Source organism: Kitasatospora sp. NPDC114501, assembly GCF_055633695.1.
Window position 1 is genome coordinate 1 of the sequence record NZ_JBVKDS010000003.1, and the last position, 26,429, is coordinate 26,429.

At 73.1% G+C, this 26,429-nt stretch carries 24 protein-coding genes and 1 pseudogene; 8 read left to right on the plus strand and 17 right to left on the minus strand.

Annotated elements, in window-relative coordinates:
* Nucleotides 1–320, minus strand: a 320-nt coding sequence (locus ACZ7RU_RS06405; RefSeq protein WP_470339781.1) for an acyl-CoA dehydrogenase family protein, incomplete at its 3' end; no start/stop codon positions are given.
* Nucleotides 321–538: 218 nt separating this feature from the next.
* On the opposite strand from ACZ7RU_RS06405, the gene ACZ7RU_RS06410 reads away from it, so the two are divergent.
* Together ACZ7RU_RS06410 and ACZ7RU_RS06415 are read left to right on the plus strand one after the other, a co-directional pair.
* A complete protein-coding gene (locus ACZ7RU_RS06410) occupies nucleotides 539–1,876 on the plus strand; it encodes a UDP-glucose dehydrogenase family protein (RefSeq protein WP_470339782.1) in 1,338 nt (445 codons plus the stop codon).
* Nucleotides 1,877–1,937: 61 nt separating this feature from the next.
* Nucleotides 1,938–2,351, plus strand: a complete 414-nt coding sequence (locus ACZ7RU_RS06415) for a CoA-binding protein (protein WP_470339783.1) — start codon at nucleotides 1,938–1,940, stop codon at nucleotides 2,349–2,351.
* Here the strand turns inward: ACZ7RU_RS06415 and ACZ7RU_RS06420 are convergent.
* Genes ACZ7RU_RS06420 through ACZ7RU_RS06430 form a run of 3 tightly spaced genes read right to left on the minus strand, consistent with a single transcriptional unit; the run spans nucleotide 2,348 to nucleotide 5,271 of the window.
* Nucleotides 2,348–3,568: a dipeptidase gene (locus tag ACZ7RU_RS06420; RefSeq protein ID WP_470339784.1), complete on the minus strand. Its 1,221-nt coding sequence runs from the start codon at nucleotides 3,566–3,568 to the stop codon at nucleotides 2,348–2,350. The genes ACZ7RU_RS06415 and ACZ7RU_RS06420 overlap by 4 nt on opposite strands.
* Nucleotides 3,569–3,604: 36 nt before the next feature.
* Nucleotides 3,605–4,135, minus strand: coding sequence for a 5-(carboxyamino)imidazole ribonucleotide mutase (gene purE / locus ACZ7RU_RS06425; protein WP_470339785.1), 531 nt, complete (start codon nucleotides 4,133–4,135; stop codon nucleotides 3,605–3,607).
* A complete protein-coding gene (locus tag ACZ7RU_RS06430; protein ID WP_470339786.1) occupies nucleotides 4,132–5,271 on the minus strand; it encodes a 5-(carboxyamino)imidazole ribonucleotide synthase in 1,140 nt (379 codons plus the stop codon). Before ACZ7RU_RS06430 ends, purE begins: the two co-directional genes overlap by 4 nt.
* 325 nt (nucleotides 5,272–5,596) lie before the next feature.
* On the opposite strand from ACZ7RU_RS06430, the gene ACZ7RU_RS06435 reads away from it, so the two are divergent.
* Complete coding sequence (locus ACZ7RU_RS06435) at nucleotides 5,597–6,103, plus strand: GtrA family protein (RefSeq protein WP_470339787.1); 507 nt, start codon at nucleotides 5,597–5,599, stop codon at nucleotides 6,101–6,103.
* 57 nt (nucleotides 6,104–6,160) lie between these two features.
* Here the strand turns inward: ACZ7RU_RS06435 and ACZ7RU_RS06440 are convergent, their stop codons facing one another.
* Together ACZ7RU_RS06440 and ACZ7RU_RS06445 are read right to left on the minus strand one after the other, a co-directional pair.
* Nucleotides 6,161–7,405 carry an ATP-binding protein gene (locus tag ACZ7RU_RS06440; protein ID WP_470339788.1) on the minus strand — a complete coding sequence of 415 codons (1,245 nt, stop codon included), beginning with the start codon at nucleotides 7,403–7,405 and terminating at the stop codon, nucleotides 6,161–6,163.
* A gap of 53 nt (nucleotides 7,406–7,458) precedes the next feature.
* Nucleotides 7,459–8,133 carry a response regulator transcription factor gene (locus ACZ7RU_RS06445; protein WP_030058577.1) on the minus strand — a complete coding sequence of 225 codons (675 nt, stop codon included), beginning with the start codon at nucleotides 8,131–8,133 and terminating at the stop codon, nucleotides 7,459–7,461.
* A gap of 329 nt (nucleotides 8,134–8,462) precedes the next feature.
* Between ACZ7RU_RS06445 and ACZ7RU_RS06450 the strand changes: the two genes are divergently transcribed.
* Complete coding sequence (locus ACZ7RU_RS06450) at nucleotides 8,463–9,986, plus strand: peptide MFS transporter (protein WP_470339789.1); 1,524 nt, start codon at nucleotides 8,463–8,465, stop codon at nucleotides 9,984–9,986.
* Nucleotides 9,987–10,121: 135 nt separating this feature from the next.
* Here ACZ7RU_RS06450 and hutI read toward each other — a convergent pair whose 3' ends face one another.
* Genes hutI through hutU form a run of 4 tightly spaced genes read right to left on the minus strand, consistent with a single transcriptional unit; the run spans nucleotide 10,122 to nucleotide 15,556 of the window.
* On the minus strand, nucleotides 10,122–11,306 hold the full coding sequence (gene hutI, locus ACZ7RU_RS06455; RefSeq protein ID WP_470339790.1) for an imidazolonepropionase: 1,185 nt from the start codon (nucleotides 11,304–11,306) through the stop codon (nucleotides 10,122–10,124).
* Between the two features lie 34 nt (nucleotides 11,307–11,340).
* Complete coding sequence (locus ACZ7RU_RS06460) at nucleotides 11,341–12,693, minus strand: formimidoylglutamate deiminase (protein ID WP_470339791.1); 1,353 nt, start codon at nucleotides 12,691–12,693, stop codon at nucleotides 11,341–11,343.
* Nucleotides 12,690–13,871: an allantoate amidohydrolase gene (locus ACZ7RU_RS06465; RefSeq protein ID WP_470340215.1), complete on the minus strand. Its 1,182-nt coding sequence runs from the start codon at nucleotides 13,869–13,871 to the stop codon at nucleotides 12,690–12,692. Before ACZ7RU_RS06465 ends, ACZ7RU_RS06460 begins: the two co-directional genes overlap by 4 nt.
* 17 nt (nucleotides 13,872–13,888) lie before the next feature.
* Nucleotides 13,889–15,556: a urocanate hydratase gene (hutU, locus tag ACZ7RU_RS06470; protein WP_470339792.1), complete on the minus strand. Its 1,668-nt coding sequence runs from the start codon at nucleotides 15,554–15,556 to the stop codon at nucleotides 13,889–13,891.
* A gap of 180 nt (nucleotides 15,557–15,736) precedes the next feature.
* Between hutU and ACZ7RU_RS06475 the strand changes: the two genes are divergently transcribed.
* Together ACZ7RU_RS06475 and ACZ7RU_RS06480 are read left to right on the plus strand one after the other, a co-directional pair.
* On the plus strand, nucleotides 15,737–16,135 hold the full coding sequence (locus ACZ7RU_RS06475; protein ID WP_470339793.1) for a hypothetical protein: 399 nt from the start codon (nucleotides 15,737–15,739) through the stop codon (nucleotides 16,133–16,135).
* A 126-nt stretch (nucleotides 16,136–16,261) separates the two neighbouring features.
* Complete coding sequence (locus ACZ7RU_RS06480) at nucleotides 16,262–16,924, plus strand: hypothetical protein (protein ID WP_470339794.1); 663 nt, start codon at nucleotides 16,262–16,264, stop codon at nucleotides 16,922–16,924.
* A gap of 41 nt (nucleotides 16,925–16,965) precedes the next feature.
* On the opposite strand, the gene ACZ7RU_RS06485 is transcribed toward ACZ7RU_RS06480, so the two are convergent.
* Together ACZ7RU_RS06485 and ACZ7RU_RS06490 are read right to left on the minus strand one after the other, a co-directional pair.
* Entirely contained in the window at nucleotides 16,966–17,286 is a 321-nt protein-coding gene (locus tag ACZ7RU_RS06485) for a hypothetical protein (protein ID WP_470339795.1), read from the minus strand.
* Between the two features lie 73 nt (nucleotides 17,287–17,359).
* The gene (locus ACZ7RU_RS06490) at nucleotides 17,360–18,229 is read right to left on the minus strand and encodes a MurR/RpiR family transcriptional regulator (protein ID WP_470339796.1); all 870 of its coding nucleotides are present in this window, start codon (nucleotides 18,227–18,229) and stop codon (nucleotides 17,360–17,362) included.
* A 223-nt stretch (nucleotides 18,230–18,452) separates the two neighbouring features.
* On the opposite strand from ACZ7RU_RS06490, the gene ACZ7RU_RS06495 reads away from it, so the two are divergent.
* A complete protein-coding gene (locus ACZ7RU_RS06495) occupies nucleotides 18,453–18,881 on the plus strand; it encodes a hypothetical protein (RefSeq protein WP_470339797.1) in 429 nt (142 codons plus the stop codon).
* A 28-nt stretch (nucleotides 18,882–18,909) separates the two neighbouring features.
* On the opposite strand, the gene hutH is transcribed toward ACZ7RU_RS06495, so the two are convergent.
* Both hutH and ACZ7RU_RS06505 read right to left on the minus strand, forming a co-directional pair.
* Nucleotides 18,910–20,487 (minus strand): histidine ammonia-lyase, encoded by a 1,578-nt coding sequence (hutH, locus tag ACZ7RU_RS06500; protein ID WP_470339798.1) that lies wholly within the window; start codon nucleotides 20,485–20,487, stop codon nucleotides 18,910–18,912.
* 127 nt (nucleotides 20,488–20,614) lie between these two features.
* Nucleotides 20,615–21,781, minus strand: coding sequence for a macrolide family glycosyltransferase (locus ACZ7RU_RS06505; protein ID WP_470340216.1), 1,167 nt, complete (start codon nucleotides 21,779–21,781; stop codon nucleotides 20,615–20,617).
* A gap of 125 nt (nucleotides 21,782–21,906) precedes the next feature.
* Between ACZ7RU_RS06505 and ACZ7RU_RS06510 the strand changes: the two genes are divergently transcribed.
* The gene (locus tag ACZ7RU_RS06510; protein WP_470339799.1) at nucleotides 21,907–22,527 is read left to right on the plus strand and encodes a TetR/AcrR family transcriptional regulator; all 621 of its coding nucleotides are present in this window, start codon (nucleotides 21,907–21,909) and stop codon (nucleotides 22,525–22,527) included.
* On the opposite strand, the gene ACZ7RU_RS06515 is transcribed toward ACZ7RU_RS06510, so the two are convergent.
* From ACZ7RU_RS06515 to ACZ7RU_RS06525, 3 genes and pseudogenes are all read right to left on the minus strand, one after another.
* Nucleotides 22,505–22,834, minus strand: a complete 330-nt coding sequence (locus tag ACZ7RU_RS06515; RefSeq protein WP_470339800.1) for a hypothetical protein — start codon at nucleotides 22,832–22,834, stop codon at nucleotides 22,505–22,507. The two genes, ACZ7RU_RS06510 and ACZ7RU_RS06515, sit on opposite strands and share 23 nt — an antisense overlap.
* 730 nt (nucleotides 22,835–23,564) lie before the next feature.
* Nucleotides 23,565–24,722, minus strand: a pseudogene (locus tag ACZ7RU_RS06520) (GGDEF domain-containing protein); the annotation flags it as partial.
* 425 nt (nucleotides 24,723–25,147) lie between these two features.
* The gene (locus ACZ7RU_RS06525; protein WP_470339801.1) at nucleotides 25,148–26,272 is read right to left on the minus strand and encodes an adenylate/guanylate cyclase domain-containing protein; all 1,125 of its coding nucleotides are present in this window, start codon (nucleotides 26,270–26,272) and stop codon (nucleotides 25,148–25,150) included.
* Nucleotides 26,273–26,429 lie beyond the last annotated feature (157 nt).

A 26,429-nucleotide genomic window follows, 5' to 3' on the forward strand; every position in this document is an offset into this window, starting at 1 on the left:
ACCGGCAGCGAACCGAGCTTGTTCACCGCCGGGATCAACGACGACGACGCGCACACCCGCGCGACCTCCTCGATCACGATCACCGTCGCCAGCGCATCCGCCCCCGCACCACCGAACTCCTCCGGCACGTGCACCGCGTGCAGATCACCGCCCTGCAACGCGTCCAGCGCCTCCTGCGGGAACCGCCCCAGCTCGTCCACCTCCGCCGCGAACGGAGCGATCTTCGCCTCGGCCAGCGAACGCACCGCCTCACGGAGCATCCCGTGCTCCTCGGAGATACGGAAGAGATCGAAGTCAGCCGCCCCTGCGCTGCCCGCCATGATGCCTGCCTCGTCGTTCAGTGACCGGCGCCCGATCGAGGTCCGATCGGCGCCCGGTGCGAGTCGAATCCGCGGTTAACTACCGTTCAGTAGAGATCCTAGGGCGCCGACCTGCGGCTGCCTAGCGTCCCAGCCGTGCGGGCGATCCCGGTGCGCCCTCGCCGGACGGATAGCATCAGGGCATCCGTACTGGTCGCGTCCGCATCCAAGGAGAACCCGTGACCCTCCGCATCTCCGTGATCGGCACCGGCTACCTCGGCGCCACGCACGCCGCCGCGATGGCCGAGTTCGGCTTCGAGGTGCTGGGTCTGGACATCGACCCCGACAAGATCGCCATGCTGACCGCCGGCCGCGTCCCGATGTACGAGCCGGGGCTGTCCGAACTGCTGCTCAAGCACGTGGCCGGGCACGAGGGTTCGACCGGACGGCTGCGCTTCACCACCTCCGCCCAGGAGGCCGCCGAGTTCGGCGACGTGCACTTCATCTGCGTCAACACCCCGCAGCGCAAGGGCGAGTTCGCCGCCGACATGTCGTACGTCGACACCGCGCTCGACGAACTGGCGCCGCATCTGACCCGCCCCGCCCTGGTGGTCGGCAAGTCGACCGTCCCGGTCGGCTCGGCGGCCCGGCTGGCCGAGCGGCTGGCCGCGCTGGCGCCGGTCGGCGAGGGTGCCGAACTCGCCTGGAACCCCGAGTTCCTGCGCGAGGGCTTCGCCGTCCAGGACACCCTGCGGCCGGACCGGATCGTGGTCGGCGCCCAGAGCGAGCGGGCCGAGCGGTTGCTGCGCGAGGTGTACGCGGAACCGATCGCGGCCGGGGTGCCGTTCATGGTCACCGACTACGCGACCGCCGAGCTGGTCAAGGCGGCCGCCAACTCCTTCCTGGCCACCAAGATCTCCTTCATCAACGCGATGGCCGAGGTCTGCGAGGCGGCCGGCGCGGACGTCACCCAGCTCAGCAAGGCGCTCGCCTACGACGAGCGGATCGGCGGCAAGTTCCTCAACTCCGGCCTCGGCTTCGGCGGCGGCTGCCTGCCCAAGGACATCCGCGCGTTCATGGCCCGGGCCGGCGAGCTGGGCGCCGACCAGGCGCTGACCTTCCTGCGCGAGGTCGACTCGATCAACATGCGGCGCCGCTCCCGGATGGTCGAGCTGGCCCGCGAGCAGTGCGGCGACGGCTTCCTGGGCCGCCGGGTCGCCGTCCTCGGCGCCGCCTTCAAGCCCAACTCGGACGACATCCGGGACTCCCCGGCCCTCAACGTGGCCGCCCAGATCCAGCTCCAGGGCGCCCAGGTCACCGTCTACGACCCGAAGGCCGTGGACAACGCCCGCAAGATGTTCCCCTCCCTCACCTACGCCCACTCCGCCCTGGAGGCCGCCGAGGGCGCCCACGTCGTCCTCCACCTCACCGAGTGGTCCGAGTTCCGCGAGCTGGACCCGGCCGTGCTCGGCGCCGTGGTCGCCGAACGCCGCCTCCTCGACGGCCGCAACGTCCTGGACGCCGACGCCTGGCGCGCCGCCGGCTGGACCTACCGCGCCCTCGGCCGCCCGAGCTGACGCCCCCGCCCGCGGCGGCCCGGGCCGGAATCCGGAGCCCCCGGCCGTCGTTGGTACCGGCATGACGAGCTACGGCGACGACGCGACGGTCCGCGGGATCCTCACCGGCACGGGCGACACCTGGGCCGTGGTGGGCCTGTCGAACAACACCGCCCGGGCCGCGTACGGGGTGGCCCGGGTCCTCCGGCAGTACGGCAAGCGGGTCGTGCCCGTGCACCCGAAGGCCGAGACGGTCCTCGGCGAGCAGGGCTACGCCTCGCTCGCCGAGATCCCGTTCCCGGTGGACGTGGTGGACGTGTTCGTCCGCTCCGAACTCGCCGGGGAGGTGGCCGACCAGGCGGTCGCGGCCGGGGCGAAGGCGGTCTGGTTCCAGCTGGGCGTGGTGGACGAGGCCGCCTACCGGCGGACCCGGGAGGCCGGGCTGGCCATGGTGATGGACAGGTGCCCGGCCATCGAGATCCCGCGGCTCGGCTAAGGCCGGGAGCCCGGGCCGTCCAGCCGGTCGATGGTGGCGAGGGACGGGCGGCGGCTGCCGCGCAGCCCGGCGGCCACCGACTCGGCGTCGCGCAGGACGCGGACGGCGTTGTGCCAGGTGAGCTTGGCCAGGTCGGCCTCCGACCAGTGCCGGCCGAGGAGTTCGGCGACCAGGTTGGGGTAGCCGGCCACCGATTCCAGGCCGTCCGGCAGGAAGGCGGTGCCGTCGAAGTCGCCGCCGATGCCGATGTGGTCGATGCCGGCCACCTCGCGCATGTGGTCGAGGTGGTCGGCGACGGTGGCCGGGGTGGCGATCGGGCGCGGGTTGGCGGCCTCGAAGGCGCGCTGGCGCTCCATGGCCGGCGGGGTGGTGTCCAGCGGGTGGAAGCCGTGGGCGCTCATGTTCTCGTCGGCGGCCCGGGTCCACTCGATGGCGGCGGGCAGGATGAACTTCGGCACGAAGGTCGCCATCGCCACCCCGCCGTTGGCGGGCAGCTGGGCGAGCACGTCGTCCGGGATGTTGCGCGGGTGGTCGCAGACCGCGCGCGCGGAGGAGTGCGAGAAGACCACCGGCGCCGCGGTCACCCGCAGGGCGTCGCGCATGGTGTCGGCGGAGACGTGCGAGAGGTCGACCAGCATGCCGAGCCGGTTCATCTCCCGGACGACCTCCTCGCCGAACCGGGTCAGCCCGCCGGCCACCGGCTCGTCGGTCGCGGAGTCCGCCCACGGCACGTTGTCGTTGTGGGTGAGCGTCAGGTACCGCACGCCCAGCTCGTACAGGGCGCGCAGGGTGGCCAGCGAGCAGTCGATGGAGTGGCCGCCCTCGGCGCCCATCAGCGAGGCGATCCGGCCCTCGGCGCGGGCGGCCTCCATGTCGGCGGCGGTACGGGCCAGGCGCAGCCGGTCCGGGTAGCGCTCGACCAGGGCGTGGACGAAGTCGATCTGCTCCAGGGTGGCACTCACCGCGTGGTCGCCGGCCAGCGAGGAGGGGACGTAGACGGACCAGAACTGCGCGCCGACCCCGCCCCGCGCGAGGCGGTCGAGGTCGGTGTGCAGGCGGTCGCTCTGGTCGGCGGCGAGGTCGAGCGCACCGAGGTCGTACCCGGCCTGCTCGCGCATCGCCCAGGGGAGGTCGTTGTGGCCGTCCACCACGGGGGCGGTGCGCAGCAGGGCGCGGGCGCGGTCCAGCGGGGTGGGGGAGTCCAGGTCAGCGGTCATGCGAGCTGTTCTACCCCACCCCCGTGGGTGGTCGAACTACTTGCCGAATCCGAAGGAGGAGGAGCCGGCCACCTTGGCGCGCAGCTTCTTGCCCTTCTCGGTGGCCTGGTTGTTCAGCTCGGCCTGGAAGTCGGTCATCCTCTCGGTCAGCTCGGGGTCGAAGGCGGCGAGCATCCGCACCGCGAGCAGGCCGGCGTTGCGCGCGCCGGCCACCGAGACGGTCGCCACCGGGACGCCGGCCGGCATCTGGACGATCGACAGCAGGCTGTCCATGCCGTCCAGGTAGCGCAGCGGCACCGGCACGCCGATGACCGGCAGCGGGGTGACCGAGGCGAGCATGCCCGGCAGGTGGGCCGCGCCGCCGGCACCCGCGATGATCGCCTTCAGGCCGCGCTCGTGGGCCCGCTCGCCGTACGCGACCATCTCGCGGGGCATCCGGTGGGCGGAGACGACGTCCACCTCGTAGGGGACCTCGAACTCGTCGAGTGCCTGGGCGGCGGCCTCCATGACCGGCCAGTCGGAGTCGGAGCCCATCACGATGCCAACAACAGGGGCGGCGGAGGTCATTCGGTGATCGTTCCTCGCAGGTAGGCGGCCGCGTGGCGGGCGCGCTCGCGGACGTCTTCGAGGTCGTCCCCGAAGACGTTGACGTGGCCGACCTTGCGGCCGGGCTTCACGTCCTTCCCGTACATGTGGATCCGCAGCCCGGGGTCGCGGGCCATGCAGTGCAGGAAGGGGTGGTACATGTCCGGGTAGTCGCCCCCGAGGACGTTGACCATGACGGTCCACCTGGCGCGCGGGCGGGGGTCGCCGAGCGGGAGGTCGAGGACGGCCCGCAGGTGGTTCTCGAACTGCGAGGTGACCGCGCCGTCCTGGGTCCAGTGCCCGGAGTTGTGCGGGCGCATGGCCAGCTCGTTGACCAGGATGCGGCCGTCGCGGGTCTGGAACAGCTCGACGGCGAGGTGGCCGACGATGCCGAGTTCACCGGCGATCCGCAGGGCGAGCTGCTGGGCCTCGTCGGACAGGGCGGGGTCGAGGTCCGGCGCGGGGGCGGTGACCTCGGCGCAGACGCCGTTCTCCTGGACGCTCTCCACCACCGGGTAGGCGACGGCCTGGCCGCTGGGCGACCGGACCACGTTGGCGGCCAGCTCGCGGACGAAGTCGACCTTCTCCTCGGCCAGCACCGCGACGCCGGCCAGGAACGGGGCGTGCGCCTGCCGCTCGTCGTCGACGACCCAGACGCCCTTGCCGTCGTAGCCGCCGCGGACGGTCTTCAGGACGACGGGGTAGCCGGAGCCCTCCTCGGCGAAGGCGGTCACGTCGGCCGGGTCGGCGACGATCCGGTGCCGGGGGCAGGGCACGTCGATGGAGTCCAGCTTGGCCCGCATCACGCCCTTGTCCTGGGCGTTGACCAACGCCTCCGGGCCGGGGCGGACGGCGACGCCGTCGGCCTCCAGGGCCCGCAGGTGCTCGGTGGGGACGTGCTCGTGGTCGAAGGTGATCACGTCGCAGCCGGCGGCGAAGGCGCGCAGGGTGTCGAGGTCGCGGTAGTCGCCGAGGACGACCTCGGAGACCACCTGCGCGGCGGAGTCCTGGGGCGTGTCGGCGAGGAGTTTGAACCTGACCCCGAGCGGGATGCCCGCCTGGTGTGCCATGCGGGCCAGCTGCCCGCCACCGATCATGCCGACCACTGGAAAATTCACATTGCCCGGGGAAGTCACGCGGCCCAGGATATCCGGGCCGGTGGGGGGCGGTGGAGCCGCCGGTGGGGCCTTCGGAGTGGACGCGCGTAGATGTCAACCTGCCGCCCTGGCGGCTGAGCCGTTCGGTGGAAGCGGGTAGCCTGGTCGGCTAGGTCCTGGTCTGCGCGGTCCGATCATGTGCGTGCACGCAGGGCTCAAGGGGTCACCGCTCCGTCGCGGTCGGCCCTTTCGTCCCGCAGGCACATGGAGGCAGTCCGGTATGGCGACGACCGCAGCTTCGAAACCCCCGCTCGCGCGGAAACTGCGTGGGCTCACGGGCGAAGTCGTGAAGTTCGGCATCGTCGGCCTGAGCGGCGTGGTGGTCAACTTCGCCGTCTTCTGGGTCTGCATCAACGGCATGGGCCTGGCCTCGGTCCGGTCGAACATCGTCGCGACGGTGATCGCCATCGCGACCAACTACCTGGGCTACCGCTACTGGCTGTACCGGGACCGCGACGCCGCCTCCCGCAAGCGCGAGATCACGCTCTTCCTGGTCTACAGCGGCATCGGCATGCTGATCGAGACCGGCGTGCTCGGCTTCTCGGTGTACGTGCTCGACCTGCGCTCGCACTACGAGCAGATCGGCGCCAAGCTGATCGGCCTCGCGGTCGCCACCGTGTTCCGCTTCGTCTCGTACCGCACCTGGGTGTTCAAGGCCGTGCCGGAGCCCGTCGGGCTGCCCGCCCAGCAGGCGGCCGAGCAGGCGGCGGACGCCGGCAGCGGCCAGGAGCTGGCCGCCCAGGCCGAGCTGATGCTGGCCGCCGAGCGGATCCGCTTCGCCAAGGCCGAGTAGGCCGACACCGGCCGGCCCGCCCGGCCCGTCCGGCCCTCCCGGCCTCGTACGGCCCGCTCAGTCCTGGTGGCTGCGCCCGAGGAAGAGCGCGAACACCGCCGGCTTCAGCGAGAGCAGTTCGAGCCGCCCGCCGTCCGCCTCCGCGAGGTCGCGGGCGACGGCCAGCCCGATGCCGGTGGAGTTGCGCCCGCTGACCGCGCGTTCGAACACCCGGTTGCCGAGGTCCGCCGGCACGCCGGCACCCTCGTCCTGGACCTCGACCACCACCGAGGTGCCGGACGGCCGGACCCGCAGGGTGATCGTCCCGGCGCCGTGCATCAGCGAGTTCTCGATCAGGGTGGCCAGCACCTGGGCCACCGTCCCCGGGGTGCCGACCACGGTGACCCCGTGCAGCCCCTCCAGGGAGAGCACCCGGCCCTGCTCCCGCAGCGTCGGGCCCCACTCCTCCACCTGCTGCTTGATCACGTCGTCCAGGTCGAAGGCGACGGCGGTCGGGCTGCGCGGGTCGCGCTGGGTGGTGAGCAGCCGCTGCACCACGTCGGTGAGCCGCTCGACCTGCTGGAGGGCGATGGTCGCCTCCTCCCGGACCGTCTGCGGGTCCTCGGCGAGCGCGGTGATCTCCTCCAGCCGCATGGAGAGCGCGGTGAGCGGGGTGCGCAGCTGGTGCGAGGCGTCGGCGGCGAGCCGGCGCTCGGCGGTGAGCATCCGGGCGATCCGCTCGGCGCTGGTGTCCAGCACCTCGGCGACCCGGTCCAGCTCGGGCACCCCGTAGCGGCGGTCGCGCGGGCGGGGGTCGCCGGAGCCGAGCCGCTCGGCGGTCTCGGCGAGGTCGGTGAGCGGCCGGGCGAGCCGCTTGGCCTGCCAGACGGCGAGCGCCACCGCGGCCTGGACGGCGAGCAGCGCGACCACGCCGAGCAGCAGGAGGTTGTTGGCGATCTCGTGGTCGACGTCCTCGCGGGACTGCTCGACGGTGACGGTCTCGCCGCTGTTGCCGCGTTCGACGGCCTTCAGCAGGTGGCTCCCGGCCGGGCGCTCCCCCGCGGAGACCACCGGCTGGCCGGGCACCTGCACCTCGACGTAGCTGCCCTCGGTGACCTGGCTCTGGAAGGCCCGCCCGGTGACCGGCTCCCCCGCGGCGAGCCGGCTCTCGACCAGGGCGAGCACCCGGACGGCGGCCGCGTCCACCCGGTCCTGGGCCGAGTTGACGATGGTCCGCTTCTCGACCAGGGCGATCGGCACGCAGAACACCACGACCACCACCAGGACCACGCCCAGCAGCGAGTTGATCATCCTGCGCTTCACGCCGCCGCTCCCCGGGGTGGTCCGCCGCTGTTGGCCGAGGGCCTGGTCAGGGGCTAATTCTTCTCGAACCGGAACCCGACCCCGCGCACGGTGGCGATGTAGCGCGGGTTGGCCGCGTCGTCGCCGAGCTTCTTGCGGAGCCAGGAGATGTGCATGTCCAGGGTCTTGGTGGAGGTCCACCAGGTGGTGTCCCAGACCTGCCGCATGATCTCCTCGCGGGTGACCACCCGGCCGGCGTCCCGGACCAGGACCCGCAGCAGCTCGAACTCCTTGGCGGAGAGGGTGAGTTCCTCGTCGCCGAGCCAGGCCCGGTGGGACTCGATGTCGATCTTCACGCCGTGCGCCCCGGTGGTGAGCTGGTCGACGTTGCCGCGCCGGAGCAGGGCCCGGACGCGGGCCAGCAGTTCGGCCAGGCGGAACGGCTTGGTGACGTAGTCGTCGGCGCCCGCGTCCAGGCCGACCACGGTGTCCACCTCGTCCGCGCGGGCGGTGAGCACCAGGACGGGGCAGCTCTTGCCGTCGGCGCGCAGCCGGCGGCAGACCTCCAGGCCGTCCATCTCGGGCAGGCCGAGGTCCAGGACGACGAGATCGACCTCCTCGGTGAGGCCGGCGGCCAGTGCGGTCGGACCGTCCTCGCGGACGAGCACCTCGTAGCCCTCGCGTCGCAGGGCCCGGGCGAGCGGTTCGGAGATCGCCGGATCGTCCTCGGCGAGCAGCACACAGGTCATGGGGTGATGGTAGTCCGCCGGGGTGAGCCCGTACGCCCTGTGAGGTAGTTCACAGAGCGTGATCGTTATACAAGGGCGCGCGGGGGCTCAACCCGGCGCGACGGACCGGCCGTTCGGCGAAGAATCTCCTCTTGGATCTTGAAACTGAAGGAAGACACGCCCATCTACCATCGATAGATCGGGCAGATGTATTGCCGACTTTGCCATTCCCATACCTGATTCACGGCTTTTGTCATCTGATAAAGCCAAATGTCGCCACGTAGAGTGGTTTCGTCCACGTCCGCCGCCACCCCCCTAGGCGGACGCTGTCAGGCAAGGAACCACTACTCATGGCGTCTAAGACCCTGGAAGCCGACGTCTCGTCGGCCTCTCCCAGCGGCAAGACCTTCCTCGGGCACCCCCGAGGTCTCGCCACCCTGTTCATGACCGAGATGTGGGAGCGCTTCTCCTACTACGGCATGCGCGCCCTGCTGATCTACTACCTGGTCTCCGGAGGCGCCGACGCCGCCGTGGGCAGCCAGGGCGGTGGCCTCGCCAAGTCGGCGGCGCTGGCGACGGCGGTCTACTCCGTCTACGTCTCGATGGTCTACCTCATGGCCTACCCGGGCGGCTGGTTCGGCGACCGGGTCTGGGGTGCCCGCAAGACCGTCGCCATCGCCGGGTTCGTGATCATGTCCGGCCACATCGCGCTGGCCGTCCCCGGCCAGGCCGCGTTCTTCCTCGGCCTGCTCCTGGTCGCGCTCGGCTCCGGGCTGTTGAAGGCCAACATCTCCACGATGGTCGGCCACCTCTACAACGGCCCCGACGACCCGCGCCGCGACGGTGGCTTCACCGTCTTCTACATGAGCATCAACCTCGGTGCCTTCGTCGCTCCGTTCGTCATCGGAACGATCGGCAAGGAGTACAACTGGCACCTGGGCTTCGGCCTGGCCGCGGTCGGCATGGCCTTCGGCCTGGTGCAGTTCCTGCTGGGCAGCCGCCACCTGGACGCCCGGAGCAGCGAGGTCCCCAACCCGCTCAAGCCCGCGGAGCGCAACAGCCTGCTGGTGAAGGTCGGCATCACGGTCCTCGCCGCCGCCGCCTTCTACGGCGTCATCATCGGCATGGGCGTCTACACGCTGAACTGGGCCCTGGTCCCGCTCACCCTGGCCGGTCTGCTGATCCCGGTCACCGTGCTGGTCCGGATCAAGCGCGACAAGGACCTGAGCGCCGGCGAGCAGTCCAAGATGTCCGCCTACATCTGGTTCTTCGCCGCGGCCGCCATCTTCTGGATGATCTACGACCAGGGCGGGTCGACCCTCTCCCTGTTCGCCGACAAGAAGACCGCGGACAACCTGTTCGGCTTCGGCTTCTCGGCCACCTGGTACCAGTCGCTGAACCCGCTGTTCGTGATGGCGCTCGCGCCGGTCTTCGCCTGGCTGTGGATCTGGCTGTCCCGCCGGGACAAGGAGCCGAACACCATCGTGAAGTTCTCGATGGGTCTGGTCCTGGTCGGCGCCTCGTTCTTCATCTTCATCGTCCCGATGAACATGGCGGACGGCGGCACGCTGGTCTCCCCGATGTGGCTCGTCTCGATCTACCTGCTCCAGACCGTCGGCGAGCTGTGCCTCTCCCCGGTCGGCCTCTCGGTCACCACCAAGATGGCGCCGCGGAAGTACGCCTCCCAGATGATGGGCGTCTGGTTCCTCGCCGTCACCGCCGGTGACTGCACCACCAGCCTGCTCTCGCTGGCCGGCATCAGCCTCGACGGCACCGGGATCATCGCGGCGCAGGCGGCGCTCGCGGCCCTCGCCGGCTTCGCGGTCTACACCTACCGCAAGCGGGTCCAGGCCCTCATGGGCGACGTGCACTGACGAGCCGCCCCTCGGCTCACGACTCCGGGGCCGCCGTGGATTCCTGAGATCCACGGCGGCCCCGGCCGTTCTCGTTCCCCGGGGGCGCGCCGGCCGCCGGGCCTTCCCCGGAGGGCTCACCCCTCCCGGGGGCCGTCAGACCTCGCGGACGCCCGCCCGCCAGACCGCCGCCGTCAGCGGCACGCCCGGCCGGTAGGCCAGGTGGACGTGCGAGGGCGCGTCCAGCAGCAGCAGGTCCGCCCGGGCGCCGGGCGCGACCACGCCGACGTCCGTGCGCCGCAGCGCCCGGGCGCCGCCGGCGGTGGCCGCCCAGACCGCCTCGTCCGGGGTCATCCCCATCTCCCGCACCGCGACCGCGATGCAGAACGCCATCGAACTCGTGAAGCTGGAGCCCGGGTTGCAGTCGGTGGACAGCGCCACCACCGCGCCCGCGTCCAGCAGCCGGCGCCCGCTCGGGTACTCGGCCCGGGTGGAGAACTCCGCCCCCGGCAGCAGGGTGGCCACCGTCGCCGAACCGGCCAGCGCCGCCACGTCCTCGTCCGTCAGATGGGTGCAGTGGTCCGCCGAGGCGGCCCCCAGCTCGACGGCCAGCTGCACGCCCGGCCCGTACGAGAGCTGGTTGGCGTGCACCCGGGGGGTGAGGCCGCGCTCGATGCCGGCGGTCAGGACGGCCCGCGCCTGGTCCCCGTCGAAGGCGCCCTTCTCGCAGAACACGTCCACCCAACGGGCGTGCGGGGCACAGGCGTCCAGCATCTCGCCGGTGACCAGGTCGACGTACCCGGCCGGGTCCTCGGCGTACTCGGGGGCCACCACGTGGGCGCCCAGGTAGGTGGTCTCCGGGGTGTGCCCGGCGGCGATCCGCAGGGAGCGCGCCTCGTCCTCGACCGTCAGCCCGTAGCCGGACTTGCACTCGATGGTGGTGGTGCCCTGGCGCACCGCCTCCCGGACGAACCGGGCCAGGTTGGCGTCCAGTTCGGCGTCGCTCGCCGCGCGGGTGGCCGCCACCGTGGTCCGGATGCCGCCCGCCGTGTACGACTGCCCGGACATCCGGGCGTTGAACTCGGCGGTGCGGTCGCCCGCGAACACCAGGTGGGCGTGCGAGTCGACGAAGCCGGGCAGCAGGGCCCGGCCCGCGGCGTCGAAGCGCTCGTCCGCCGCCGGGGCGTCCGCCGCCGGGCCGACCCAGGCGACGGTGCCGCCGTCGACCACCACGGCCGCGTCGGTCAGCAGGCCGAGCGGCCCGGAACCCTGCCCGGGGTCGTTGGTGACCAGGCTGCCGATGCCCGTGATCAAGGTGGTCCTGGTGTTCCTGGTGGTCACGACGAGGCCTTCCGAAGGGGATACAGGGAACGGGTCAGCAGTCCAGCGCGCCGATCGCGGAGCGCAGCGCGCCCGGCACGTCGGCCACCAGCAGGTGCGCGCCGTCCCGGACGACGTGCCGGCCGCCGACCACCACGTGCCGCACGTCCGCCGCCGAGGCCGCGAAGACCGCGATCTCGGCGCCGAGCCGGGGCGGCGGTCCCGCCGTGCGGACGGTGTCCAGCGCGATCACCGTGAAGTCGGCGAGCGCCCCGGCCTCGACCCGCCCGGCCTCCGGCCAGCCGAGCGAGGCGTGCCCGTCCTCGGTGCCGGCCCGCAGCAGCGCGTTGGCCGTCCAGTGCCCGCGGGTGCGGGTGCGCAGCCGCTCGTCCAGCTCCAGCGCGCGGGCCTCCTCGAACGGGTCGATCACCGCGTGGCTGTCGCTGCCCAGGGTGATCGGGGAACCCGCCGAGGCGAGCCGGCGGGCCGGGCCGATGCCGTCCGCGAGGTCCCGCTCGGTGGTGGGGCACATGCAGACCGTGGTGGAGGAGTCGGTGAGCAGCCGGACGTCCTCGTCGGTCAGGTGGGTGGCGTGCACGGCCGAGGTGCGCGGGCCGAGCGCGCCGTGGTCGGCGAGCAGCCGGGTCGGGGTGACGCCGTGCGCGGCCAGGCAGGCGTCGTTCTCGGCGGTCTGCTCGGACAGGTGGACGTGCAGCGGCGCCCTGCGCATCGCCGCCCAGTGCGCGACGGTGCCCAGCTGCTCGGCCGGGACGGCCCGCACCGAGTGGACGGCGGCGCCGATCCGGGCGTGCTCGCGCGGCTTGAGCGCGTCCGCCCGGGCCGCCCAGGCGTCCGCGTCGCCGTCGCTGAACCGCTGCTGCGGCTTGGTCGGCTCGGCGCCGAAGCCGGAGGAGAGGTAGCAGGTGTCCAGCAGGGTGATCCGGATGCCGGCCCGGGCGGCGGCCTCGATCAGCGCCTCGCCCATCGCGTTGGGGTCGGTGTACCGGGCGCCGCCGGGCGCGTGGTGCAGGTAGTGGAACTCGCCGACGGCGGTGATGCCGGCCAGCGCCATCTCGGCGTAGACGGCGGTGGCGAGGTCCAGGTAGCGGTCCGGGTCCAGCGCGCCGGCGAACCGGTACATGGTGTCGCGCCAGGTCCAGAAGGTGCCGGAGCCGACCTGGACGTGCCCGCGCAGCGCCCGGTGGAAGGCGTGCGAGTGGGCGTTGGCCTGGCCGGGCAGCAGCAGCCCGTCGAGCCGGACGGCGTCCGGCGGGCAGGGGCCGCTGTCCGGGGCGACGGCGGTGATCGTCCCGCCGGGGCCGGTGGTGATCAGCACGTCCTGCTCGACCACCGGCCCGTTGTCGTGCGGCAGCCAGGCGTACTGCGCCCAGTACCTCGTCGCGGTCACTGACACGCCAGGTCCTCCAGTACGTCGGCGAGGGCGGCGACCCCGGCCAGGCAGTCGGCCTGCTCGGCGTGCTCGGCCGGGGAGTGCGAGACGCCGGTGGGGTTGCGCACGAACAGCATGGCGGTCGGGATCGCGGAGGCCAGGATTCCGGCGTCGTGTCCCGCGCCGGTGGGCAGCACCGGGGCGTCCAGCAGCTTGGCCAGCCGGTCGCGCAGCGGCCCGTCGAAGTCCACCACCGGGGTGTAGGACTCGCGGGTCAGCTCGACCCGGACGCCGTCGCGCCCGCCGCGCTCGGCGGCGGCCTGCTCGATCTCGGCGACCAGCGCGGTGAGGGTGCGCTCGTCGGCCGCCCGGGAGTCCAGCCAGCCGCGTACCAGCGAGGCGATCGCGTTGGTGCCGTTCGGCTCGACCGCGACCTTGCCGAAGGTGGCCAGCGCACCCGCCAGCCGGGCCTTCTTGCGGGCCGCCAGCACGGTGTTGGCGTAGGTCAGCATCGGGTCGCGGCGGTCCTCGATCCGGGTGGTGCCGGCGTGGTTCGCCTCGCCGTGGAAGTCGAACCGCCAGCGGCCGTGCGGCCAGATCGCGCCGGCCACGCCGACCGGCTGCCCCTCGGCGAGGCAGCGGCCCTGCTCGACGTGGAGCTCGACGAAGGCGGCGATCCGGGCCAGCCGGTCGTCGTCCGCGCCGATCGCGGTGGGGTCGTAGCCGGCCCGCTCCATCGCGTCGGGCAGCCGGACGCCGTCGGCGTCGCGCAGCCCGTACGCCTGCTCCGGCGACAGCACCCCGGCGGTGAGCCGGGAGCCGATGCAGGCCACGCCGAACCGGGCGCCCTCCTCGTCGCCGAAGTTGACGATCGCCAGGGGCTTGGTGAACGCGGCGCCGCGGGCGCGCAGTTCGTCCAGCGCGGCGAAGGAGGAGACCACGCCGAGCGGGCCGTCGAAGGCGCCGCCGTCCGGGACGGAGTCCAGGTGCGAGCCGGTGACGACCGCCCCCTGCCCGTTCGGGTCCCCCAGCCAGGCCCACTGGTTGCCGTTGCGGTCCAGCTCGTACGTCAGGCCGCGGCTGCGGGCCTGCTGCTCGAACCAGGCACGGCACTCGGCGTCGGCGGAGTTCCAGGCGAAGCGGCGGTAGCCGCCGGAGGAGGCGGAGCGGCCCACGGGGAGCAGCTCCGCCCACATCTCCTCGAAGGACGAACTCACAGCTCGCCCATGGGGACGCGGACGCCGCGCTCGGCGGCGACCTCGGTGGCCCGGTCGTAGCCGGCGTCCACGTGCCGGATGACGCCCATGCCGGGGTCGTTGGTGAGCACCCGGCGGATCTTCTCGCCGGCCAGCGCGGTGCCGTCGGCGACGGTGACCTGGCCGGCGTGGATCGAGCGGCCGATGCCGACGCCGCCGCCGTGGTGGATGGAGACCCAGGAGGCGCCGGAGGCGACGTTGACCATGGCGTTGAGCAGCGGCCAGTCGGCGATCGCGTCGGAGCCGTCCAGCATCGCCTCGGTCTCCCGGTACGGGGAGGCGACCGAGCCGCAGTCCAGGTGGTCGCGGCCGATCACGATCGGGGCGGACAGCTCGCCGGAGGCGACCATGTCGTTGAAGCGCTCGCCGGCCTTGTCGCGCTCGCCGTAGCCGAGCCAGCAGATCCGCGCGGGCAGGCCCTGGAAGTGCACCTTCTCCTGGGCCATCCTGATCCAGCGGTGCAGCGACTCGTTCTCCGGGAAGAGGTCGAGGACGGCCTTGTCGGTCTTGTGGATGTCCTGCGGGTCGCCGGACAGCGCCGCCCAGCGGAAGGGGCCCTTGCCCTCGCAGAACAACGGGCGGATGTACGCCGGGACGAAGCCAGGGAAGGCGAACGCGCGGTCGTAGCCGGCCAGTTGGGCCTCGCCGCGGATCGAGTTGCCGTAGTCGAAGACCTCGGCGCCGCGGTCCAGGAAGCCGACCATCGCCTCGACGTGCCGGGCCATCGACTCGCGTGCCCGCTGGGTGAACTCGGCGGGCTTGGCGGCGGCGTAGTCCGCCATGTCGTCGAACGCGACGCCGACCGGCAGGTAGCTCAGCGGGTCGTGGGCGCTGGTCTGGTCGGTGACGATGTCGATCGGCGCGTCCATCGCGAGCAGCTGCGGGACCAGCTCGGCGGCGTTGCCCAGCACGCCGATGGAGAGCGGCTGCTTCCGGTCGCGGGCGGCGGTGGCGAGCTCCAGCGCGTGACCGAGGTCCTTGGCCTCGACGTCCAGGTAGCGGTGCTCGATCCGGCGGCTGATCCGGGACGGATCGCAGTCGATGCAGATCGCCACGCCGCCGTTCATGGTGACGGCCAGCGGCTGGGCGCCGCCCATCCCGCCGAGGCCGGCGGTGAGGGTGATGGTGCCCTCCAGCGAGCCGTTGTATCGCTTGTTGGCAACGGCGGCGAAGGTCTCGTAGGTGCCCTGGAGGATGCCCTGGGTGCCGATGTAGATCCACGAACCGGCGGTCATCTGGCCGTACATGGTGAGCCCGAGGCTCTCCAGTCGGCGGAACTCCTCCCAGTTGGCCCAGTCGCCGACCAGGTTGGAGTTGGCGATCAGCACCCGCGGCGCCCACTCGTGGGTCTGCATCACGCCGACCGGGCGGCCGGACTGGACCAGCATGGTCTCGTCCTGCTTGAGGCCCTGGAGCGTCTTCACCATGGCGTCGAAGGACCGCCAGTCGCGCGCCGCCTTGCCGGTGCCGCCGTAGACCACCAGCTTCGACGGGTGCTCGGCCACCTCGGGGTCGAGGTTGTTCATCAGCATCCGCAGAGCGGCCTCCTGCTGCCAGCCCTGCGTCGTGAGCCCCGTCCCACGCGCCGCACGCACCTCGCGCGGCCCACTCGCCTGCTGCACCATAGTCCCGGCCTCTCTGCGGATGGATTCATTCAAGCTTGGCTCGGCTGAATATATCCAAACATTCAGCCTCCGACCAGAGGTCGGGCAGAGTGAGCAGATAGAGAATTCAGAGCACTCCGCAGGCCTTTGCCGCTCCCCGTGCTACATTAAGTGAGCAGCCGACGCACAGGGGAGGGCGACATGCCGCACGTGGAGATCGACATTCAGACCGCTCGGGCGCTGGAGTTCGCGGCGAAGATGGCCGGCATCACTCCGGGCCAGGTGATCGCCAGACTGGTGGAGGACGCCAGCCCGGTCGCCACAGGTGCACCACAGAACCCGCCGAGGCCGGCGGAGGGGCGGGTGGCGGTCCACGCACAGTACGAGGGCCACCTCACGCAGGCCATGTTCGCCCCGGAGACCAGCCGCATCGACATCGTCTCCGGCCCGCTGGAGGGGAAGTCGTACAAGACTCCGAGTTCCGCCGCCCGCGCGATCATCCATCACTACAACCCGGCCGTCTCGGGCTCCCGGAACGGCTGGTCCTTCTTCACCCTGTCCGACGGCAGCGGCCGCCCGCTCCAGAGCATCCGGCGCTGAGCGCCCGGCCCCGGAAAAAGCCGTGCCCCGGGTGGCATGCGAAGCAGAGGCGGACCCGGGGCGTACACACCGAATCTACCAGAGGCCAGGGGCCGCACAAGGGGGCGGTCGACAGGGGGAGCAGGTATGAACGGCATGCCGACGTGGATGGAGCGCGCCTTCTCGGAGGCCCGCCTCGCTCCGTACCTGCGGGCCGGTGGTCACCCTGGCCGGGCGGAGGGGCTGTACTGGTGGAACATCGAGGTGTCCGCCGCCTTCTACGGCCCGCTCCACTGCCTGGAGGTAACCCTCCGAAACTCGCTGCACCGGGAGCTTCAGGCCAGGTACGGCACGCCCGAGTGGTGGGACCAGGCCCCTCTGAGTGCGAAGGGGACCGCCATGGTGGCAGACGCCAAGCGGAAGCTGGCGCGGCTCGGCCAACCCTCGCCGGCAGCCGACGCCGTGGTCGCCGAGCTCTCGTTCGGTTTCTGGGTCTCCCTCGTCAGCAACGGTTCGTCCTACGACCGGCTGTTCTGGGTCCCCACCCTGCACCGGGCGTTTCCGCACTACCGCGGCCCTCGTCGTCGGCTCCACGACGAGCTCTATTCCCTGCTGCTCTTCCGGAACCGGATCATGCACCACGAGCCGATCCACCACCGCGCGCTGGCCGACGACCACGCCAAGATCTACCGCATCCTCGGCTACCTCAGCCCGGAAGCCGCGGCGGCCACCTCGCGGTACGACCGGATTCCGACCGTGCTCGGGGATCGCGCCGCGACCCTGGCCGGCGATCGGTCGCCCCGGTTCTGACCTCCCTCCTCCGGCCATCTCCGCCAGGCCCCTCCCCACCTTCAGGCCGCCGCGCCGCCGTCCCAGTCGATGCCGATCTCGGCGAGCCAGCGGCGGTCCTCGGCGTCGGGGGCGGGCGGGGACGGGGGGCGGGGGACGTTCTGAACCGGGCCGAGGCCGTACTGCTCGGCGGCCGCGGCGGCGCGGGCGTCGGGTTCGATGACGCCGACGTGGACGGCCGACTCGTCGCCCGGGTCGAGGACGGTCAGTTCGGGTTCGGGCAGGCGCCGCAGGGTGACGCGGCGTCCGCAGGCGGGGCAGGACCATTCGTCGGCACCCGAGGAGAGGCGGGCGACGAACTTCATCTCGTGGATCACGTGCATGGGCGGCACCCCCTGCCGTAGGGGATGCCCGGGTTCGTGTCGAGTACTCCCCCGCCGCCGCTGCGGACCGCGCCTAATCCAGGAACAGCCCGCGCGCCGCCGCCGACTGCTCGATCGCCTCCAACCTGGCCTCCGCGCCCGGGAGTTCGTCGCACATGGACTGCAACAGCACCCGGCCGAGCATCATCGGCGCGCACGCGGTGTCGAAGACCAGCCCGGTGCCGACGGCGGCCGGCAGCATCAGGTCGGACAGCTTGGCGACCGGCGCGAAGGCGCTGTCGGCCACGGTGAGCACCGTCAGCCCGCACTCGCGGGCCACCGCCAGCGCGTCCATCAACTCCCGCGGGTAGCGCGGCAGCGCGAAGCAGAGCAGCACGCCGGCCCCCGCCGCCCGGGCCTGTTCCAGCCGGTCAGCGAGCATGCTGCCGCCCTCGTCCAGCAGCCGGACGTCCGGGTGCACCTTGGACGCGAAGTAGGCGAAGCCGCGGGCCTGCGCCGAGGCGGCCCGCAGCCCGAGCACCGGCAGCGGCCGGGAGGCGGCGAGCAGCCGGGCGGCCCGGATGATCGGCTCCGGGTCGGCGAGGAGTTCGGCGAGGTGGCGCAGGTGCGCGATCTCGGCCAGCACGGCCTGCTGGTGCTCGTTGCGCACCGCGTCGTCCGGGCTCTCCGGCGCGGTCGGTTCACCGCCGCCGAGTTCGCGCAGCTGCTTGCGCAGCGCCGGGTAGCCGTCGTACCCGAGCGCGACCGCGAAGCGGGTGACGGACGGCTGGCTGACGCCCGCGAGTTCGGCGACCTCCACGCTGGACAGGAACGGCGCCTCGGTGGCGTGCCGCACCAGCGAGTGGGCGATCCGGCGCTGGGTGGGCGTCAGCCGGTGCCCCTCGAACAGCTGGAGCAGCCGGGCGGAGGGGCCGACGCTGCCGGTCTCGTCGGTGGCGGTCATCAGCGGTACCTCCGGGTGCGAGGGGTTCGGACGACGACTGTGCAGGAGCGGGCCGCACCTGGCAAAGACGTCTCGTACGGCGGGACGCCCGGTGAGACGTCCCCGGTAGGGGCGGGGTCCGGGCCGCCGCCGGGTCGGGGTAACCCTGATTTGTCCCTGAGCCCGCCCGGATTCCTCCGGCGAACGGATGGACCGGACGCCCCGCCGGCCCCACTCTGGTTCCATGGACACTCGTCAGGACGAACTGCGGCGCGACCTCGACGCCACCCTCCAGGCCCGCAAGGAGCTGGGCCAGGAGTACGAGGACGCCCTGGTCGACTCCTTCATGAATCGGCTCGACGCCCGCATCAACGCCCGGGTCGAGCGGTCGGTGGCCGAGCGGATCGACGACTACGAGCCGCGGTCCCGCCGGGACCGGGACCACCCCCGCCGTTCGGGCTTCGGCAAGCGCTCCGGCACCGGACTCGCGGTGACCTCGCTGGTCATCGGCGTCCCGCTGACGGCGATCGCCGGCAGCCCCGAGAGCGGCGGGTTCGCCGGCCTGGTGGTCTGCTGGGCGGGCATCGTCGGGGTCAACCTGGCCGCCGCCCTGGGCGAGCTGCGCAACCGCGGGAACCGCGGCGAGCGCGCGCCGCGGAGCGACTGGGACTGAGCCCCCGTCACCCCGCGGCGGCGCCTGCTCAGGCCAGCGGGCCGGTGACCCGCTCGACCGCGCGCACCAGCTCGCCGGAGGCCACCAGTTCGGCGGCCGCCTCCAGGTCCGGCGAGAGGAAGCGGTCGCGGCCGGCGCCGCCGACCCCCGCCTCCCGGGCGGCGGCCAGCGCGGCCGCGGTGGCCGGGGCGAGCCCGCCGGACCCGTCGGTCTGCTGACGGATCTCCAGCGCACGGGCGGACGCGGTGAGTTCGACGGCCAGGATCCGGCCGAGGTTGTCCACCGCCTGGCGCAGCTTGCGCGCGGCCGACCAGCCCATCGACACGTGGTCCTCCTGCATCGCGGAGGACGGGATCGAGTCGACCGAGGCCGGGACGGCGAGCCGCTTGTTCTCGCTGACCAGCGCCGCCTGGGTGTACTGGGCGATCATCAGGCCGGAGTCCACGCCCGGGTCGTCGGCCAGGAAGGCCGGCAGGCCGTGCGAGCGGGCCTTGTCGAGCAGCCGGTCGGTGCGGCGCTCGGAGATCGAGCCGAGGTCGGCGGCGGCGATGGCGAGGAAGTCCAGCACGTACGCGACCGGGGCGCCGTGGAAGTTGCCGTTGGACTCGACCCGGCCGTCGGGCAGCACCACCGGGTTGTCGACCGAGGCGGCCAGCTCGCGCGAGGCGACCAGCTGGGCGTGCGCCAGGGTGTCCCGGCCGGCGCCGGCCACCTGCGGGGCGCAGCGGATCGAGTAGGCGTCCTGGACGCGCGGGGCGTCGTCCTGGTGGTGGCCGGTGAGGCCGGAGCCCTTGAGGACGGCGAGCATGTTGGCGGCGCTCAGCGCCTGGCCCGGGTGCGGGCGGATCGGGGCGTGCAGCTCGGGGGCGAGCACCTTGTCGGTGCCGAGCAGCGCCTCCAGGCTCATCGCGGCGGTGATGTCGGCGGTGGTGAACAGCCGCTGGAGGTCGGCGATGGCCATCACCAGCATGCCGAGCATGCCGTCGGTGCCGTTGATGAGGGCGAGGCCCTCCTTCTCCAGCAGCTCGACCGGCTCGATCCCGGCGGCGGCGAGCAGCTCGGCGACGGGCTTCTCCGCGCCGTCCGGGCCGGTGGCGGTGCCCTCGCCCATCAGGACCAGCGCGCAGTGCGACAGCGGCGCGAGGTCGCCGGAGCAGCCGAGCGAGCCGAACTCCCGCACCACCGGGGTGATGCCGGCGTTGAGCAGGGCGGCCATGGTCTGCGCGACCAGCGGCCGGACGCCGGTGCGGCCGGAGGCCAGCGTCTTCATCCGCAGGAACATCAGCGCGCGGACCACCTCGCGCTCGACCGCCGGCCCCATGCCGGCGGCGTGCGAGCGCACCAGCGACCGCTGGAGCTGGGCGCGCAGCTCGGGGCTGATGTGGCGCACGGCGAGCGCGCCGAAGCCGGTCGACACGCCGTAGACGGGACGCGGCTCGGCCGCGAGGGCGTCGATCCGCGCGCGGGCGGCCGCCATCTCGGCGAGCGCGTCGGGACCGATCTCGACCCGGGCGTTGCCCCGGGCGACGGCCAGGACGTCCTCGGCGCTGACGTCGGCCTTGCCGACCAGGACCAGCGGAGCGTCGGGGGCCACAGCACTGTGCATATCCATATACACCATCACATCAGGTGAATGAAGATATGACAACAGGTGCTCACCATCCGGATTCTCCGCCCTCCGGATCGGCGCCGCACACCGCGACCCCCCGACCGCTCCCACCACCCCGGGGCCGCTACGCCCCGAGCTCCGCCTCGATCAGGTCGGCCGCCCGGGCGGTGCCGCCCTCCGCCCGGCCGGCGGCGGACAGCTCCCGCAGCCGCTCGGCCACCGCCGGGTCGCCGACCAGCTCCAGCAGCGCCGCCCGCAACGCCTCCGGGGTGGCCTGGTCGGTGTCCAGCCGGCGGGCGACGCCGAGACCCACCAGGGCGTCCGCGTTGGCGAACTGGTCGGTGGCCTGCGGCACCGCGATCATCGGCACCGCGTGGAACAGCCCCTCGCTGGAGCCGCCCATGCCCGCGTGGGTGACGAAGGCGTCCGCCTGGGAGAGCACCGACAGCTGCGGCACCCACCGGTGCACCTCGACGGTGTCCGGCACCTCGCCGAGCTCGGCCAGGTCGGTGTGCGCGCCGATCTGCAGCACGGTGTGCCAGCCCGGCAGGTCGCCGAAGGCCTGGACGCAGGCCCGGTAGAACGCCGGGTGGTGGGTGAAGGCCGAGCCCAGCGAGACCAGCAGCACCTTCCCGGCACCCTCCGGCCGCCTCCACTCGCCCTGGTGGGCCCGGTCGCCGAAGCAGGGCCCGACGAAGGTGATCCGCTGCTCGTCGACCCGGTCAGCGTTGGGCTGAAGGGCACGCGGGATGAGCGCGAGGGCCCGCTCCGGGCGGCCCTTGAAGGCGTCCACGTCGCGCTGCACCGTGCCGGCCTCGGCCAGCCACTCGGCGTACCGGCGGTAGTGCTCGGCGCCGCCGGGCGCGGCGCGGATCGCCTCGAAGACCTCCGGCAGGTCCTGCTCGATCCCCTCCCAGCCGACGAACGTGGGCGACAGCTGCACGACCGGCACGCCCAGCCGCTCGCCCAGCGCCCGCCCCGCGAAGCCGGCGATGTCGCAGAGCACCAGGTCGGGCCGGTCGTCGGAGAAGGCCTCCAGCAGGACGGGCCACATGGCGAGCGCGTCGTCCAGGAACAGCTCCTGGATCCCCACCGGGTCCGCCAGCCAGGCGTTCGAGTCGTCGGCGAGCGGCAGCTTCGTCGGGTACGGGACGAAGGTGGCGCCGGTGGACTCGACGGTCTCCCGGAACGAGGGGTCGTTGACGTAGCTGACCCGGTGCCCCCGGGCGACCAGCTCGGCGATCACGGCGAGGCTGGGGTTGACGTGTCCGTGGGCAGGAACGGAGACCATCAGGATGTGTGCGGAGCGGGTCACGGGCACCTCCGGGGATAGCGGATGAGACGAGACGGTCCGTCTCGCTGCGTCTTGAGAAGACAATACGTCTCGTCTCGTCATTTCGCATAGACTTTTTCCCCATGACCTCCAGAACCGCTCCGGACCCCGCCCGCCGCAGCGAGCGCGCACGCGCCGCCGTCCTCGCCGCCGCCATCGAACTCGTCGCCGAGGTCGGCTACGCCAAGGTCACCATCGAGGCGATCGCCGCCCGGGCCGGCGTCGGCAAGCAGACCATCTACCGGTGGTGGCCCTCAAAGGGGGCGGTGGTCTTCGACGCCTTCCTCGCCGCCAACGAGCACGAGGGCAGCCTCGCCCTGCCCGACACCGGCGACCTCGCCGCCGACCTCCGCGCCGTGCTGCGCCCCACCAGCGACGAGTTCGCCGACCCGGGCGCCGACCGCACCTACCGCGCGATCATCGCCGAGATCATCAACGACCCCGCCCTGTACACCGAGTACCGCACCCGCCTGCTGGACCCGCTGCTGGAGGTCACCCGGGACCGCCTGCGCAGCGCCCGCGAGGCCGGCCAGATCGCCCCCGACACCGACCTCGACCTCGCGATCGAACTCGTCTACGGCCCGCTCCAGTACCGCTGGCAGTACCGGCTCGGCCCGCTCACCCACGAGCACGCCGACCGCCTGGTCGACGCCGCCCTCCGGGCCCTCAACCCGCCCGCCGCTAACGGCGGCCGCGGCGCCTGACCCAGACCACGGCCAGCACCGCGACCAGCACGCAGACCAGCAGGCCGACGGCGATCCAGGCGAACAGCCCGCCGAAGCCGCCGTGGGACCCGTGCCGCGACCTGTGCTTCTTCGACTTGGCCAGCACGGACGCCGTGACCTGGTGCGCCCCGGCGGTGGTCCGCAGCTGAGGCGCCCGCTCGGGCACCGTCCGCACCGCCCCGGCCGACCGCACCAGCGGCGCCGCCGACGCCGGGGCGGCCCCCGCCGCCGCGCCCCCGAGCACCAGCACCCCGGCCACCGCCGCACCCGCCCACCGTCTGCCCATGGCCGAACCCCCGTTCTCCGAAAGACCGTCGCCCCACCCTCCACCACCTCGTCCGCCCCCGGCACCCCCCGGACCCGAACCGCGACCCGGCCGGGACACTCCGGTCACCGAATCCGCACACCGCGCGGGCGGGCGGGCGGCCGATCGGCGGCCGGGCGAGCGTTCAGACCACCGGCGGCGAGGCCGGCCCCGCCAGGGCGACCGAGACCAGGGCGCGCATGGCGCAGGCGGCGTGCCCCAGCGGCAGGGTGGCGTCGTCCGCGAAGAGCTCCACCAGCCAGCCGCCGGCCGGGTTCTGGCCGCCCGCCGCGACCATGCCCCGGTAGCCGGAGACCACCAGCATCGCCTCCTCCGCCGGGTCGTTGCCGGCCGCGCCCGCCCGCAGGGCGAAGGCGCCGCCGCGCACGGCACGGCGGGTCATCGGGTAGTGCCGGAGGTCGAAGACCGCGTCGGGCGCCTCGATCTGCGCCCGCTGGGTCTCGGCACGGGCACTGCTGGGGCCGCTGGTCATCCGGTAGACGGCGTGCTGGGCGGTGCGCATCAGGTGGGAGCCGGGCGGGACGTACGAGACCCACCAGCCGACGGCGTCCAGCAGCCGGGCGGAGGCCTCGGCGACCACGACCAGCTTGCCGAGGGTGTCCGCCGGGTGGACGGCCCGGGTCGCGGCGGCCTGGTCGAGGGAGGCGAGCACGGCGGTGAGCAGCTGCCCCGGGTCTGCGCTGTGGGCGGCGCCGCGGAACCGCCGCCGGTCGCCCGCCCCGGCCCGGCCGCTCGGCCCGCGCCGCCCGTCCGCCCGGTGGTGGGGGTCGGCGGCGTCGGCGAGCAGCACGGTGGGGTCGGGCGAGAAGCCGGGGCCGTGGCTGCGCCCGGCGACCACCGGGTGGGCGGCCCGCGCGGCCTTGGCCCGGTACTGGGCGGCGTCGGCGAGCCGGAACAGCCGGTCGGGGGTGGTGACCGGCCCGATCGAGTCGCCGGTGGAGGCGACGCCGCAGGCCACGCCCTCGCCCTCGGAGAGCGCGAGGGCCCGCGCGCACAGCTCCTCGGCGACGGCGACCACCTCGTCGGCCTTCTGCCCCTCCACCAGCAGGCAGAACTCGTCACCGCCGAGCCGGGCGGCGAGGCTGCCGGGGAGCTTGGCGGCGGCCAGCGAGAGCTGGTGGGCGAACCGCTCCAGCAGCCGGTCGCCCATCTCGTGGCCGAGCTGGTCGTTGACCCGCTTCAGCCCGTTGACGTCGCAGACCACCAGCGAGACCACGGTGTTGTCCCGGTTGTGCGCCTCCAGCGCGCTCTCCAGCCGGGCGTCCACGGCGCGCCGGTTGGCCAGGCCGGTGAGCGGGTCGGAGAAGGCCAGCTTGCGCAGGTCGGCGAGGCGCTCGGTCTGCGCCAGCCCGGCCGAGATCTGGGCGGCGAGCAGCGTCGCGTACTCGGCGTCGGCCTCGGTGAACTCGGGCATCCCGGCCGAGCGGGCGAGGTACAGCTCGCCCCAGGCCTGGCCGTGCAGCACGATCGGCGCGACCACGCAGCAGGCCCGTCCGCGCCGGCGCAGCGCCGCGGCGCGCTCCTGGCAGTACGCGCCGGCGGTCGGGTGGGCGTGCCCGGCGTGCGACTCGCTGTTCTCAGCGCTCTGCAGCCAGGCCCGCGGCAGCCGCCCGGTGCTCCAGCGCTCCTCCAGGTACGTGACGATCTCGGGGAAGTCGGCCACCGGGTACGACTCGTCCTCGGGCAGTTCCTCCTCACCGGGGGCGAGGTCGCCGTGGTTGACCAGCACCCGCAGCCGGCCGGACTCGCGGTCCCAGACCGAGACGGCGGCCATGGTGGCGCCGAGCGCCTCGGTGGCCCGGGCGGCGGCGGCCCGGACGGCCTCCAGCGGGGTGAGCGCGGCGGCCATGTCCTGGGCCAGCTCGACCACGGACTGCAGCCTCAGGTCGGGCAGCGGGTCGGGACGCCGCGAACCGCCGCACTCGCAGTCGCGGTCCGTCATGATCGCCTCGCTGCTCACCGGCTCGCCTCGCTCCCTGTGCCCGGTCCTGCCAGACCCCCGTCGACCGGCCGCACCCGATCGGCCGCTTGCACCAAGACTAGGGCGGTTTCGTTCGGTTATGCCCCGTTTGCCGGGGCGAACCCGCGACAGAACGTACGGGTTTCAACCGTTCGGCACCCGCGAGGGCCCGCGCACTGCGGGGAAGCCCTCCCGCGCACCGCAGGGAAGCGCTCCGGCGAACACCCGGGGAGCCCTCCTCACCGCCCGTGGTCTCCTTCACACCAGGCGTCTTCCCCGCGCGTCGGCCGCTACTCGGCCGCTCCGCTACCGCGCTACTCGGCCTTCAGCCGCCGGGTGAGCAGCCACGGCTCGACCAGCCCGAGCCCCCGCACCGGCCGCCGCCACATCGGCTGGAGGTGGAACCGGGCCCCGGCGTCCGGCCCCGGCATCGGCAGCCCGGAGGCGGGCATCCCGGCCGCGGCCGACAGCGCCTCGGCCAGGCCCGGACCCTCCGAGTCGGCCGGGGCGACGCTGCCGTTCTGCTCCAGCGCGGCGGCGAACTCGCCGTCGATCAGCACCGCGTCCTTGGGCGCGATCGAGGTGAGCCGGCTGGCCAGGTTGACGGTGGTGCCGAAGACGTCGCCCATCCGCGAGGTGACCGTGCCGAAGGCCATCCCGACCCGCAGCGGCGGGATGGTGTCGTCCCCGGCCAGCGCCTCGATCAGGCTCAGCGCGATCTCGGCGGCGGTCGTCGGGTCCTCGGAGACGTAGAGGATCTCGTCACCGAGCGTCTTGATCACCCGGCCGCCCTGGCCGGCGATCAGGTCCGAACAGGTGTTCTCGAAGGTCTCGACCAGCTCGCCGAGCTCCTCCTCCTCCAGCCGCCGGGACAGCCGGGTGAAGCCGACCAGGTCGGCGAAGCCGACGGCGAGCCGCCCGCTGGTGATCTCGTGGTCCTCGGCGGCCTGCACCACCCGGCCGGTGACGGCCGCCAGCTGGCGCCGCCAGACGTACACCAGGAACTGCTCCAGCTCCGGCAGCAGCAGCTCGACCAGCGGGTACGCGACGTCGGCGCGGGTCAGCCCGGGCTCGACGGACTGGGTGAGGTTCTCCAGGAAGGTGTCCATCTGCCAGCCGGCCAGCCGGGCCGTGGTCTGGCCGGTGGAGCGGGCCACCTGGATCGCCATCGACTCGCTGAGCAGCCCGGACTCGACCAGGCCGGCCAGCCGCCGCAGCGCGATCACGTCGCCGTCGGTGAGCGCCCGGGACTGGCCGATGTCGGGGAAGCCCATGGCGCGCCAGAAGCGGGTGGCCAGCTCCATCGGGACGTCGGCGGCGCGCGCGGCCTGGTACGGGGTGTAGCGGCGCGGCGCGTCCAGGATCAGGCGCTCCAGTTCGAGCGCCACCGTGGGGTCGTTGTTGCCCGCCGTCGCGCCGCTGCCGCCGTCCTCTGCCACCGGTCCGTCCCCGTGCGATCGCCGCACTCGCCTCGTGTCCTACCTGTCCGGGCGCGCAGTCCGCCACCCGGGCGGGCAGTGGCGCGCCTCACACCGCTGCCAGGTGGAATATTCGCACGGAATCGTCGGATCCGGGGCATCAGCCCGGGTCAAGGGG